This is a genomic window from Thiomonas sp. (assembly GCF_054608695.1).
Window position 1 is genome coordinate 1 of sequence record NZ_JBTRXV010000103.1, and the last position, 12,241, is coordinate 12,241.

The 12,241-nt window shown below is 65.4% G+C and carries 14 protein-coding genes and 3 pseudogenes; 11 read left to right on the top strand and 6 right to left on the bottom strand.

The features are described 5' to 3' along the window. The 3 genes and pseudogenes from ACYCUK_RS20805 to ACYCUK_RS20815 all read left to right on the top strand — a co-directional run. A partial coding sequence (locus ACYCUK_RS20805) for a hypothetical protein (protein ID WP_461596551.1) occupies positions 1-199 on the top strand: 199 nt, incomplete at its 5' end. After that, a pseudogene (locus ACYCUK_RS20810) lies at positions 147-617 on the top strand (phenylacetic acid degradation protein PaaY); the annotation flags it as partial. The gene ACYCUK_RS20805 and the pseudogene ACYCUK_RS20810, both read left to right, overlap by 53 nt. 86 nt (positions 618-703) lie before the next feature. Continuing rightward, positions 704-928, top strand: coding sequence for an enoyl-CoA hydratase-related protein (locus tag ACYCUK_RS20815; protein ID WP_461596552.1), 225 nt, complete (start codon positions 704-706; stop codon positions 926-928). An 814-nt stretch (positions 929-1,742) separates the two neighbouring features. On the opposite strand, the gene ACYCUK_RS20820 is transcribed toward ACYCUK_RS20815, so the two are convergent. From ACYCUK_RS20820 to ACYCUK_RS20835, 4 genes and pseudogenes are all read right to left on the bottom strand, one after another. Further along, positions 1,743-2,081, bottom strand: a complete 339-nt coding sequence (locus ACYCUK_RS20820) for a helix-turn-helix domain-containing protein (protein WP_461596553.1) — start codon at positions 2,079-2,081, stop codon at positions 1,743-1,745. Continuing rightward, positions 2,078-2,386: an addiction module antidote protein gene (locus ACYCUK_RS20825; RefSeq protein WP_461596554.1), complete on the bottom strand. Its 309-nt coding sequence runs from the start codon at positions 2,384-2,386 to the stop codon at positions 2,078-2,080. The genes ACYCUK_RS20820 and ACYCUK_RS20825 overlap by 4 nt, the downstream gene beginning before the upstream one ends. Positions 2,387-2,526: 140 nt before the next feature. After that, positions 2,527-2,709, bottom strand: coding sequence for a type II toxin-antitoxin system RelE/ParE family toxin (locus ACYCUK_RS20830; RefSeq protein ID WP_461596555.1), 183 nt, complete (start codon positions 2,707-2,709; stop codon positions 2,527-2,529). Positions 2,710-2,738: 29 nt separating this feature from the next. Further along, positions 2,739-3,389 (bottom strand): annotated as a pseudogene (locus ACYCUK_RS20835) (tyrosine-type recombinase/integrase); the annotation flags it as partial. 135 nt (positions 3,390-3,524) lie between these two features. Here ACYCUK_RS20835 and surE point away from each other — a divergent pair. From surE to ACYCUK_RS20875, 8 genes and pseudogenes are all read left to right on the top strand, one after another. Continuing rightward, positions 3,525-4,283 (top strand): 5'/3'-nucleotidase SurE, encoded by a 759-nt coding sequence (surE, locus tag ACYCUK_RS20840; RefSeq protein WP_461596556.1) that lies wholly within the window; start codon positions 3,525-3,527, stop codon positions 4,281-4,283. After that, entirely contained in the window at positions 4,273-5,106 is an 834-nt protein-coding gene (locus ACYCUK_RS20845) for a protein-L-isoaspartate(D-aspartate) O-methyltransferase (protein ID WP_461596557.1), read from the top strand. Before surE ends, ACYCUK_RS20845 begins: the two co-directional genes overlap by 11 nt. 15 nt (positions 5,107-5,121) lie before the next feature. Next, positions 5,122-6,102 (top strand): peptidoglycan DD-metalloendopeptidase family protein, encoded by a 981-nt coding sequence (locus ACYCUK_RS20850; protein ID WP_461596558.1) that lies wholly within the window; start codon positions 5,122-5,124, stop codon positions 6,100-6,102. A gap of 42 nt (positions 6,103-6,144) precedes the next feature. Then, complete coding sequence (gene rpoS / locus ACYCUK_RS20855; protein WP_461596559.1) at positions 6,145-7,116, top strand: RNA polymerase sigma factor RpoS; 972 nt, start codon at positions 6,145-6,147, stop codon at positions 7,114-7,116. A gap of 5 nt (positions 7,117-7,121) precedes the next feature. After that, the gene (locus ACYCUK_RS20860) at positions 7,122-7,925 is read left to right on the top strand and encodes a 3'-5' exonuclease (RefSeq protein WP_461596560.1); all 804 of its coding nucleotides are present in this window, start codon (positions 7,122-7,124) and stop codon (positions 7,923-7,925) included. Positions 7,926-7,980: 55 nt separating this feature from the next. Beyond that, a complete protein-coding gene (gene rlmD / locus ACYCUK_RS20865; protein WP_461596561.1) occupies positions 7,981-9,378 on the top strand; it encodes a 23S rRNA (uracil(1939)-C(5))-methyltransferase RlmD in 1,398 nt (465 codons plus the stop codon). A 30-nt stretch (positions 9,379-9,408) separates the two neighbouring features. Beyond that, positions 9,409-9,897: pseudogene (locus ACYCUK_RS20870) on the top strand (IS1634 family transposase); the annotation flags it as partial. A 19-nt stretch (positions 9,898-9,916) separates the two neighbouring features. Continuing rightward, on the top strand, positions 9,917-11,341 hold the full coding sequence (locus ACYCUK_RS20875; RefSeq protein ID WP_461596562.1) for an RNA-guided endonuclease InsQ/TnpB family protein: 1,425 nt from the start codon (positions 9,917-9,919) through the stop codon (positions 11,339-11,341). Here the strand turns inward: ACYCUK_RS20875 and ACYCUK_RS20880 are convergent. Both ACYCUK_RS20880 and ACYCUK_RS20885 read right to left on the bottom strand, forming a co-directional pair. Continuing rightward, positions 11,322-11,747 carry a putative toxin-antitoxin system toxin component, PIN family gene (locus ACYCUK_RS20880; RefSeq protein WP_461596563.1) on the bottom strand — a complete coding sequence of 142 codons (426 nt, stop codon included), beginning with the start codon at positions 11,745-11,747 and terminating at the stop codon, positions 11,322-11,324. The two genes, ACYCUK_RS20875 and ACYCUK_RS20880, sit on opposite strands and share 20 nt — an antisense overlap. Next, a complete protein-coding gene (locus ACYCUK_RS20885; protein ID WP_461596564.1) occupies positions 11,747-11,986 on the bottom strand; it encodes a ribbon-helix-helix domain-containing protein in 240 nt (79 codons plus the stop codon). Before ACYCUK_RS20885 ends, ACYCUK_RS20880 begins: the two co-directional genes overlap by 1 nt. Positions 11,987-12,241: the final 255 nt, after the last annotated feature.

Sequence of the window (12,241 nt, forward strand, 5' to 3'; positions counted from 1 at the left end):
TCTGGGCATGGCGTTCATCCTGATCTTCGCCGACGTCATGATTGGGATTTTCCGTGCGCATCAGCGCCTCTCGACCCTGATGCCACCGGAAGCGATGGCTGCCGGTGATCCGGGGCTCGTTGCCAGCGTGGGACTTGCCGCGGGTGAGGCACGCCAATGTGCAGGATGGCTGTGTGATGCACGGTTTTCCAGGGCATGACACCGTGGTCGAGGCGAATGGGCACATCCGCCATGGTGCAGCGCTCCATAGTTGTGTGGTGCGGCGCGATGCCATGGTGGGCATGAACGCAGTGGTGATGGACGATGCCGAGATCGGCGAGCAGGCCATCGTCGCCGCCTGTGCCTTCATTCCTGCTGGCATGCGTGTGGCGCCACGCACACTGGCCGCCGGGTTGCCGGCCAAAATTAAACGCGAGCTGCAAGCCGAAGAAATGGCCTGGAAGCTCGACGGCACCCGCACTTACCAAGACTTGACACGGCGCTGCTTGCGTAGTCTGCGCGAAGTCCAGCCACTGCCCACTGTGGAAGCCGACCGCGCCTCGGTGCAAGCGCCCATCGTCCAACCCCTGATCAGCCTCAAACGCTCGAACCCCGACCTCACCACACCCAAACGCTGAAACCCGTCCGACATGTCCACATCTGAATTGCTGACTGAACTCACCCCTGCCGGCCTGGGTGTGATCATCCTCAACCGCGCCCTGAAGTGCACAACGCCTTCGATGAGGCGCAGATCGCGCGCATCACCCAGGCCTTCGAGGCGATGGGCGGCAACCCTGGAATGCGGGCTGTGGTACTGCGCGCCAGAGGCAAGCATTTCTGCGCCGGTGCCGACGTCGACTGGATGCGACGGGCTGCGCAGGCCAGCGAGAGCGAAAACGTGCGGGACGCCCATCACTTTTCTCGCATGATGCAAGCGGTAGCCGTCTGAGCGAATTGCTGCCGCACAACTGGGCGAGAACCAATACCCCTGCTATCAGCACCTGACCATCACTTCAGGTGTCAAGATGGTTCGCTGGACGTACGGATGAACCACCTTTTGGGCGGATCTGGGAGATGTCATTTTCCGTGGGAACGACCCTCTTGGAGCCCGCGCAAAGCTTAGCGCCGCAATTCTGTATGGAATTCCCACGGACTGCCTTGCAAGCCAGTATTTATGCGGGTTGCCGCCGTAGATTGTGATTCCTGTCGTCGTGGGTTCGAGTCCCATCAGCCACCCCAAAGATTTCAAGCACTTAGCCCTGCCTAACCCGCCGGGCTTTTTGTTGCCCGGCATTCATGTAATGGCTGTGTAATGTCTGCACGGGAATGGCAGGGTATGACGGCGGGCTCCAGAAACGACAAACCCGGCGCGATGGCCGGGCGTGCATTCATCCTGCGAACTGCGCCACTAAAGCGGGCGGTTCGTCGCAATGCCGGTAAACAATGGCCATACATCGGTGCGGGTCAGCATCAACGTGGCGGGAGCCGGCCTAGACGAATCTCGCGCGACTCCAGCGCCTCGCCAACCCAGGCCCGAACCTGCGCCTCCTGCTCGGGGCGTGGCATCGCCATGAACCGCCGCTGGGTGTGTCCAACCCCGTAGGCGGCCCGTATAAGGAGCTCGACCCTTCGCTGCTCCCGAGACTCACCATGCCGGCCATGCTGAAAGCGCAAGCGCCACGATGCACGGCCTGCTGTGGCAGGCTCAACGCGATTCCATTCGCGCAGCACTTCGCCGGGGTGCGCTGGGTTGTGCATCATGCTCATGCCACCAAGCGCACCACGGCGCGGGCTCCCACGGCTTGCGCGTAACGCTGCACACTGCGCAGGGACGGCGGGCGCTTGCCACTCTCCAGCCGTGCCACCACGCTTTGCGTCGTGCCCATGCGCTGCGCCACCTCGGCTTGCGATAGGCCAGCGCGGGCGCGGGCTGCAATCATTTCGCGGGCAATGGCGAATTCATCCCCCAGGGCGTCATATTCGGCCCGCACTTCGGGCACGGCCAGCAGGGTGCGCTTGATGCTGTGCAGAGTTTTGCCGGTGCGTGAGGCGGCTAGAGCTCGCGTGCCCTCAGTCAGTTCGGCGGCAAGGTTGCGTTTCATGCGTGAGCCTTTTCCACCCGCAGGCGCAAACCTGCGGCATGCGTCACGGCCATGAGTGTGCGCAATGTGGGATTGCCACGCGGCGAAAGCGTGCGATAGAGCGTTTCACGCGAGAGCCCGGTTTCCTCGGCAATGGCGCGCATGCCCTTGGCTTCGGCAATGCTGCGCAGGGCGGCTAATAAGGCTTCGCGGCCTCCGGGTTCGTCGGCTTCGTCGATGGCTGCATTCAGCAGTTCCTCGGCAAAGCCTTCATCCTGCCGCAGCAACTCGACGATGGTTTGATTCAGGGGGCGTGATGCGTTCATGGTGCGTTCCTTTGTTGCCAGTCTGTCCAATAGCGCCGGGCGGTTGTAATGTCGGCTTGCTGGGTGCGCTTGTCGCCACCAGCCAGCAGCAGCACCAAGCGGGCACCGGCGCGGGCGTAATACACCCGGTAGGCCGGCCCTCAGTCAATGCGCAATTCCCACAGTCCACCCGATAAGGCTTTGCAGTCTCCCGGATTGCCAGCCTCCAGGCGCAGCAACCGGGTTGCAATGCGGGCGCGGGCTTGTCTGTCGGGCAAAGCGGCCAGCCAGTCCTGCACGGGGCATTGCCCTTCGTCTGTCAGGTAGCTTTGCACTTCAAACATGGGCAGATTGTAGCGTAAAGGCTACTGTTTCACTGCACACGGCGCAGCGTCGGCAGGGCTTGCGTGGCTTGGAAGTCGATGCCAGCCTGCTCCAGAATCCACGCCTCGATGCGCTCATGGTGAACCCGCAGCAAGTCCAGCGGGCGCACCTTGTAATGGCGTTCTGCCGTGGCGCTGGGTTTGTGGCCCATGATTTGCGCCACCGGCCCGGCGGGGATTTCCAGCCATTCGGTAAGGGTGGAAAACGAACGGCGCAGGCCGTGCAGCGTCAAATCCTCCAGCCCGGCGGCTTTGCAGGCGCGGGCGTGCGGCGTGTTCGGCTTGGACAGTTGCCCGCTGGCGCTGGTGGCGCTGGAGAACACCCAGGCATTGCGGCGGGGTAGGGCGGCCAGTAGCTGCGCCACATAGGGCGTGAGTGGAATCATGCGCTCGCCCTCCACCTTGTCCCGCATCACGATGCTTTTCCATTGCGTATTGATGTCGTCCCAGCGCAGGGATAGCACCTCACCAGGGCGGGCACCAGTCAGCAGCAGGGTTTGCAGCGCGGCGGCGATGGCCGGGTTTTGAATCTGGCGCACATGGGCGAACCAGGCGGGCAATTGTTCCCGCGTCAGCACGTCCGACTTCTTGCCGGGCTTGCCCAGGGCTTCGCGTGTCTTGCGCGTCTTGGCCGGGTTCGGCGTCTGCACGACCCTCGCAGCCCGGCGCTTTTTTGTGGCCGGCTTGTATGGCCAAGGCGCTGGCACGGGGCTTTGGCCGACGGCTGCCAGAGGCTGCATTCCAGCCGCAGATCGAGTCCCCGATAAGATGCAGCCATGCGCATCCTGCTCGCCAATGACGATGGTTATCTAGCTCCCGGATTGCAAGCGCTTTACGCCGGGCTGTGCGGGCTGGCGGACGTTACCGTGGTCGCGCCTGAGCAGAACGCCAGCGCGGCTTCGAACGCACTCACCCTCAGCCGCCCGCTGTCGGTTTTCAAGGCTGCCAATGGCTTTCTGTACGTGAATGGCACACCGTCCGATGGTGTGCACATTGCGCTCACCGGCCTGCTGGACTTCAAACCCGATCTGGTCGTGAGCGGCGTGAACAACGGCGCCAATCTGGGGGATGACACCATTTATTCCGGCACCGTCGCCGCGGCCACGGAGGGCTATCTCTTTGGCATGCCGGCCCTGGCCGTGTCGCTGGTTCACAAGGGTTGGGAGCACCTGGATACCGCGGTGCAGGTTGCCGTGGAGGTGGCTCGGAATCTGCTGGAGCGCAAGCCTGTAGAGCCCGTGCTGTTCAATCTCAACGTCCCCAATGTTGCCCGCAGCGCCTTGCGCGGCGTGCGGGTCGCGCGTTTGGGCAAGCGGCACCCCAGTCAGCCAGTGATCCTGCAGCACAACCCGCATGGCGAGCCGATTTACTGGATTGGCTCCGCAGGCGAGGCCCGCGACGACCAGCCCGGCACCGACTTCGACGCCATCGCGCAGGGCTATGCGTCGCTCACGCCGCTGCAACTCGACCTCACGCACTACCAGTTGCTGGACGACTGCAAGGTGCGCTTTTCGGGCATGGCCGGTGAGCGCTGATTCCACCCGCACGGCGCGTCCCCGCTATCCGGCCAAGTGGGGCGACGCGGCGGCGACGGGCTCGTCCGGCACCACACGCCCCCGTTCAACCCCCCTTTCTGCCGAGGGCGGCAGACCGGCGCTGCCGCGCTCGCAGGGGGCGTATCGCCAAACAATCGTTCAGCCGGGCGTTCCCACCGGCCAGGGCATGGACTCGCAGGCCGTGCGCGACAGCATGGTGGAGCGGCTACGTGCCATGGGCGGCATGGAGCCGGCCGTGTTGAATGCCATGCTGGCCGTGCCGCGCCATGTGTTTCTCGAGCCCGGGCTGGTGGCTCAGGCCTATCTCGACAACGCTCTGCCCATCGGGCATGGCCAGACCATCTCCAAGCCTTCCGTGGTGGCGCGTTGCGCCTCGGTTCTGCTGCAAAGCCTGGGGGCCAAGCCTGAGCGCGTGCTGGAGATCGGCACCGGTTGCGGCTATCAGGCCGCGGTGCTGAGCCGTGTGGCGGGCGAGGTCTACAGCATCGAGCGCATCCGCGCCTTGCACGAACTCGCGCGGCGCAATCTGCGCGCGCTGCGCCTGCCGAATTTGCGCCTGCTGCTGGGTGACGGCACCGACGGAGCCGTCGCGGGCGCGCCGTTCGACGCCGTGCTCAGCGCCGCCGCCTGTGCCGAGGTTCCCGCCTCCTGGCTGGCGCAGTTGCGTCCGGGTGGGGTGCTCTTGGCGCCCGTCGGGCAGCCGCAGCGCCTCATGGCCTACCGCAAAACGGCCACGTGCAAGGTGGATTCGTGGTGTGTGGAAGACGCGCATTTTGTCCCTCTAAAATCGGGCGTTCTCTGACGCTCAGGCTCCTCCATGCGACTCGTTCTTCCGCTCTTGCTCACCTCGCTTCTGGCCGCTTTTTTGGCCGCTTGTTCGACGGTGTCGCTCAATCCCGCACCGGTGGTCAGCAAGAACTTCACGCCCGTCGGATCGGCCGCAGCGCCGGCCAGCGCAGCGCCCGCAGGCAGCTCCTCCGCAGCCGCCGATGCAGGCCCCTACGCCGCTTATGCGGGCCAGCCCGGTTACTACACGGTGCAGCCCGGCGACACGGTGCGCCGCATCGGCCTGCAGTTCGGCCAGGACTGGCACAACATCGTGAGCTGGAACAGCCTCAGCGATCCGAACGTCATCACGGTGGGCCAGGTGTTGCGCGTGGCACCCCCGGTGGCTGGTACGCCGCCTGCAGTGGCCGCGCTCCCGGCGCCTCAGGGCGCCATGCCGGCCAACGGCCAGGTGGCTCAGTCGTATCCGCTGGCACCCATGGGTTCGTCGACTCCTGCGCCGCCTGTGGTGGCCCCAGTCGCGCCGCCCGTCGTGGCTGCAACTTCAGCCGCATCTCCTGCAGGCACGGTTGCAGCGCCCGCGCCAACGGCCTCGGCCAGCGCGGTTGCCGGGGCCGTGGCGCCCAAGGCCGTGGCTGACAACGGCGGTTTGCAATGGTCGTGGCCGGCGCCGGGAAAAATCATTCAGGGCTATAACGGCAGCACCAGCAAGGGCATCGACATCGCCGGCAAGCAGGGCGAGCCCATTTTCGCGGCGGCCAAGGGCAAGGTGGTTTATGCCGGCAACGAGTTGCGCGGCTTCGGCAACCTGGTCATCATCAAGCACAACGCCGACTACATCTCGGTCTACGCGCACAACGAGAAACTGCTGGTGAAAGATGGCCAGGACATCCAGCGCGGGCAGCAAATCGCCCTCATGGGATCGACGGACGCCCCGCGTGTGGAGCTGCATTTCGAGGTGCGCCTGCGCGGCAAACCCATCGATCCGATGCAGGTTCTGCCGCCGCATTGAGCACCCCTATCCAAGCTACCTGAAGCCACCTCAAGCCGCCCCATGCCGCGCGCACCCAAAAAATCATCGACGTCCACACCCGCTGCCGCTGCGGGTAACGCCGAAGAGCCGCAAGGCTCGGGGCGAGACGAACTGGCGACGCAAGAACTTGGCCGCATGGCGGGCGATGGCGTGGACGCCGCCAGCCAGAGCGTGCTGCAGGCCTACCTCAACCAGATTCGCATCAAGCCGCTGCTCACGCCGCAGCAGGAATTCGACACCGCCACGCGCGCCCGCCAGGGCGATTTCGCGGCACGGCAAGCCATGGTCGAACACAACCTGCGGCTGGTGGTGAGCATTGCCAAAGTCTATGCCGGCCGCGGCCTGGCCCTGGCCGACCTCATCGAGGAAGGCAATCTGGGCTTGATGCACGCCATCGAGAAATTCGAGCCCGAGCGCGGCTTCCGCTTCTCCACCTATGCGAGTTGGTGGATACGCCAAAACGTCGAGCGCGCCATCATGCAGCAGGGGCGCACCATCCGCCTGCCGGTGCACGTCATTCGCGAGCTCAACCAGGTGCTGCGAGCGCGGCACCACCTGGAAGAGTCCAGCCCCAACGGCGTGGCCTCGGTCGAAGACATTGCCAGCCTCACCGGCCGCACAGCCGACGAGGTGGCCGATCTGCTCACCCTGGGCGAACTGCCCGCCTCGCTCGACCTGATGCACGAAACCAGCGCGGGCGACAGCTACCAGGACCAGTTCGCCGACCAGCAGGCGCCCGGCCCCGACGATACCGCGCAGGCGCACGAGGTCACGCATCTGCTCGACGCCTGGCTGCAGACTTTGGCCGAGCGCGAGCGCGAGGTGATCGAAGCGCGCTTCGGGCTTTACGGCCGCGACACCGAAACCCTGGAAACCCTGGCGCAACGCCTCGACCTCACCCGCGAGCGCGTGCGCCAGATCCAGCAGGAAGCCCTGCTCAAGCTCAAACGCCGCCTGTCCAAGGGCGGGGTCGACAAATCTTCGGTGCTCTGAGCGTCATGGCCGCGCCCGTCGTCGTCTTCGACATCGAAACCATCCCCGACGCGCAAGCCATCCGCGCCGCGGGCCTGGCCGACGCGGGCCTGGCCGACGCCGCCGCCATCGCCCAGGCGCAGGAGCGGCGCAAGGCCCAAACCGGCAGCGATTTCCTGCCCGTGATCTGCCAGCGCGTGCTCGTCATTTCCTGCATCTTCCGCAATGCCCAGGGGCTGAAGGTGCATTCCTTCGTCGACCGTGGCGGCCAGGAAGGCGCGGCGGTGCAGGGTTTTTTCCGCATCGTCGACAAACACGAACCGCAACTGGTTTCCTGGAATGGCGGCGGCTTCGATCTGCCCGTGCTGCATTACCGTGGCCTGGTGCATGGCGTGCAGGCGCCCAAATACTGGGACATGGGCGAAGACGACCGCGAGTTCAAGTGGAACAACTACATCTCGCGCTACCACAGCCGGCACCTCGACCTGATGGACCTGCTGGCCCTCTACCAGCCGCGCGCCAACGCCGGCATGGACACCCTGGCGCAGCTTTGCGGCCTGCCGGGAAAACTGGGCATGGACGGCAGCCAGGTCTACGCCGCCTGGCAGCGGGGCGAACTGGAAGCGGTGCGGCGCTACTGCGAAACCGACGTGCTCAACACCTATTTGCTGTATTGCCGCTTCCAGCTCATGCGCGGCGGCTTCAGCCCCGCAGAGCACCAGGACGAAGTCGCGCTGGTGCGCAACACCCTGGCCGACTGGGCGCTGGGCGAGCCGCACTGGGCTGAATACCTGCAGGCCTGGCGCCTGCCCGATCCGCCAAACTCCTGAAGCTGTCGCCCCCGCATGCCTTGGCATTCCCGGTGGTGCAGAGCCCGGGCCTGCAATGAAACCGACGACGATCTCCGACGAATGGCTGACCATCGAGGCGCTTGACCTCGAGGCCCGAGGCGTCGCCCACCGCGCCGACGGCAAGGTGGTGTTTGCTGCGGGCGCTCTGCCCGGCGAAGTGGTGCGCGTGCGCGTCACCCGCAGCAAGGCCAAGTGGGAGCAGGGCGAGGCGGTGGAGTGGCAGCGCACGGCCTACACCCGCGTCGAGCCGTGCTGCCCGCATTTCGGCGTGTGCGGCGGCTGCAGCATGCAGCACATCGACCCGCAAGCCCAAATCGCCTTCAAGCAACGCACCTTGGAGGACGACCTCTGGCATTTGGCGCAGGTGCGTCCGCAAACAGTCATGCGTCCGCTGGCCGGCCCGAACTGGGGCTATCGCCACCGCGCGCGCCTCACCGTGCGCCTGGTGCACAAGAAGGGCGGTGTCCTGGTCGGGTTTCACGAGCGCGGCTCCAGCTACGTGGCCGACATGCAGACCTGCGCCATCTTGCCGCCGCATGTGTCCGCCCTGCTCATGCCCTTGCGCCAGCTCATCGCGGGCCTGTCGTGCCCCGACCGCCTGCCGCAAATCGAACTGGCCGAGGGCGATGCGCAAACCGTGCTGGTGCTGCGCAACCTGCAGGAACTCAAGCCCGCCGATCGGCAAGCCTTGGCCCGGTTCGCAGCGCAGCACGGCGTGCAGTGGTGGTTGCAGCCCGGCGGCCCGCACACCGCAGCGCCCTTGGATCCGCAAGCCCCCGGGCTCGAATACGCCTTGCCCGAGTTCGGTGTGCGCATGCCTTTCAAACCCACCGACTTCACCCAGGTCAATCACCGCATCAACCAGGCGCTGGTTTCGCGCGCTTTGCGGCTGCTGGCGCCCCAATCCCACGAACGCGTCGCCGACTGGTTTTGTGGCCTCGGCAACTTCACCCTGCCTCTGGCCACGCGCGCCGCTTCGGTGCTCGGCGTGGAAGGCAGCGAGGCGCTGGTGCAGCGTGCGCGTGACAACGCGGCGTACAACGGCTTGGCGGAGCGCACCCGTTTCGAGGCCCGCAATCTGTTCGAGATGGACGCCCAGGCCCTGCTGCAACTCGGCCCGTTCGACAAATGGCTGATCGACCCGCCGCGCGAAGGCGCGCTCGCCCTGTGCAAGGCCTTGGCCGACGTCCAAGTAGCCGGTGCGCAAGTAGCCGGTGCGCAACTCGCAGGTGTTCAAGTTGCCGATACCCAAGCCGGAGGTTTCAGCCCGCCGTCGCGCATCGTCTACATCTCCTGCAACCCGGCCACACTGGCGCGCGACGCCTGCCTGCTTGTGCATCAGGCAGGCTACGTCCTGCACGCGGCCGGCGTGGTGAACATGTTCCCGCACACCTCGCATGTGGAGTCCATCGCGGTGTTCGAGCGGGCTTGAACATGCCTCATGAGTCGCTTCGGTGGGTTCCTGCCCACGCATCGCATGCTGCACGACGACACGGCCATCTCCTCGCTGGGTCGCGTGCTCGGGGTCGGCCAGTGCGGTGCCGATGACCTGTACCGCGCGCTGGACTGGCTGCACGAGGCGCAGCCCGCCATCGAGCGTCGCTTGGCGCGCCAGCACCTGGTGGGCTCGACCTTGGTGCTGTGCGAACTGACCTCGACCTGGCTGACGGGGCGCTGCTGCGAACTGGCTGCACGCGGGCATTCGCGCGACGGCAAGCGCGACGATCCGCAGATTGTCTTCGGCCTGATCTGCACGAGCCAGGGCTGCTCGATCGCGGTGGAGGTGTTTCCCGGCAACACGGCCGACCCGGCGACGGTGGCCGCGCAGGTGAGCAAGTTGCGGGATCGCTTCGGCATCGCCTCCATCGTGTGGGCGGGCGACCGCGGCATGCTGACCTCGGCGCGCATCGAGCAGGTGTTCAAGCCGCAAGGCATGGACTGGGTGAGCAACAGAGCCATAAAATCACAGCATGAAGACTGGCTTTCGTTTCCGCTGTTACCCTAGCGCCGCGCAGGAACAGACCCTGCTGCGCTGGATCGGGTGCCAGCGGTTCGTCTACAACGCCAAGGTGCGCGAGGATCGGTACTTTCGCGCCTTCGCGCGCCAGTCGCTGCAACATGTTGGTCAATTTGCGCCGCAAGATCAGCAGTACGCGCAGTTCATCGGTGAGGACACCGCCTGGCTGCGCGAGGTGCCCAGCGTGGTACTGCGCAATGGCGCGGTGCGGTGGAAACAAGCGTATGGACGGTTCTTCAAGAAACTCGCCGGACGCCCGACGCTGCAGCGCAAGCCATGTGCGCAGTCGGTGTGGGTCACGTCCGAGTTGTTCCAGTTCGACGCCGTGACCGATGCGGCCACGGGTGCAGTCCAGCATCGTCTGATCCTCGGCACCAAGAAATTCCCGGTGGGCGAAGTGGCGTTCAAGGTGTCCGGCTCGTTCAAGGTTCCGGCGTCTATCCACCTCACGGTTGAGGCCGGACGCTGGTTCGTCTCTGGGTCGTTCGACGATGGGGCGACGGCGCCGACATTTCAGGAAACCGCCGACTGGCTGGCGAAGTTCGAGCGGCAGGAACTGCTCGAACGCGCTGTGGGCGTCGACCGTGGCGTGGCCATCCCTGCAATGGCGTCGACGGGGCATGCGTTCGACTTCTCCGACGCTCAGAAAAGACGCACGGAGAAAAAGGCCGCCGCGATCCGCCGCTGGCAGCGCAAGCTCTCTCGCAGCGCCAAGGGCGGCGCGAACCTGCGCAAGGCGGCACGCCGCGTCGAGGCCCTGCACCAGTACAGCAAGAACATGCGGCGGGACTTCGCCCACCAGACCAGTCATGTGCTGGTTTCCGACCCCAGCACGCTGCTGATCGTGTTCGAAGACCTGGGCGTGCAGCGCATGACGCGCCGGGCCAGGCCGAAGCAGGACGAGCACGGGCGCCACGTGCGCAACGGCGCGGCGGCCAAGTCGGGGCTCAATGCCGCGATTCTGCGCTCAGCCTGGGGCCAGACCAGGGAATTCAGCACCTACAAGGCGCTGCGCGCGGGCAAGTTGTGCCTGTGCGTGCCGGCGCAACACACCTCGCAGGAATGTGCCGCGTGCGGCCACATTCACCCGGACAACCGGCCTTCACAGGCCGCGTTCGTCTGCCAGCGCTGCGGGCACCAAGACAACGCGGATCACAACGCGGGGCGCGTCATCGCCCATCGCGGGGTTGATCGCGTGCTGTCTGGTCAGTACAAAGACAAGGACCGCAAGCGCACGATGCGCCTGCGCCAGAAATCACTAGGGCCGGAACGGTCCGAAGTCACGCCCACGGAGACCACGGTCAGTCTGGACTACAGCAATGCCGTCCAGCACGGGTCGGTGAAGTGGGAAACCCCCGCTACAACGCCATGCGTTTAGCGGCGGGAGAGTTCATATCAGCAGGCGTGAGAATGCGCGCCCGCCCAATATGGCTGCGCTGCAAAAGACCGGCCCGGTGATCTCCGGTGACCAGGAAATCGGCATCCCCTGCCAGCGCGAGATCGAGCAGAAAGGCGTCGTCGGGATCGGCCGCCGACTGCGTTGCAGGCATTGGGTCGATGATCTGCGCTCCCTGCAGGTTATTGAGCATGGCCCCGACGAGATGCGGCTGCAGGATGGCTTTGAATTTCGGGTAACGGCTGGCTCGGCGAATTTCTTCGATCTGCTTGCGGGCCGTGATGATCTCAAACCGGCGTTCACGCCAGGCGCAATAGAGCGCATGCGGCGCCCCGTGCGGGGCAATCAAAGCGCTCAGCAGGACATTGCTGTCCAGAACGACCCGCATCAGTGTTCACGCGCCCATTGCACGGCTTCGCGCACGATCGCCTCTAAGTTCTGCGCAGACACCTGCGCATTCGCCGCCTTGGCTTGTTCGGCGCTCATGTCCAGGATGCGCGCGCGCACAGCCTCTTCGATGAAGTGCGACAAATCCCCCTTCCGGCCTCTGCCCTGACTGGCGAGGAAAAGGCGGAGTGCTTGGTCCGTATCGGCGGAAACGGCCACATTCCAGCGGATCGTGTTCATAAGGCTATTCGGCGCATAGGCGCATATGTGTAAATCTTGAGTCTAGGCGGATGTGGGCTGGTGGGCAAGGTATTGCCAATGGCACGCTGGCCCAAGCCCTGTTGTGCATCCGAAACTTCATGGCGCGCATCGGCATAGGGGGCGGCTCGTCAGAGCCGCACCCCTGCCACACCACCCGGCGTGCGGGTCCGCACCGGGCGGTTCGCGAGCTTGAGGTCATGAGAGTCGAGGCAGTCCGAGGGCATCGAAGTAGGC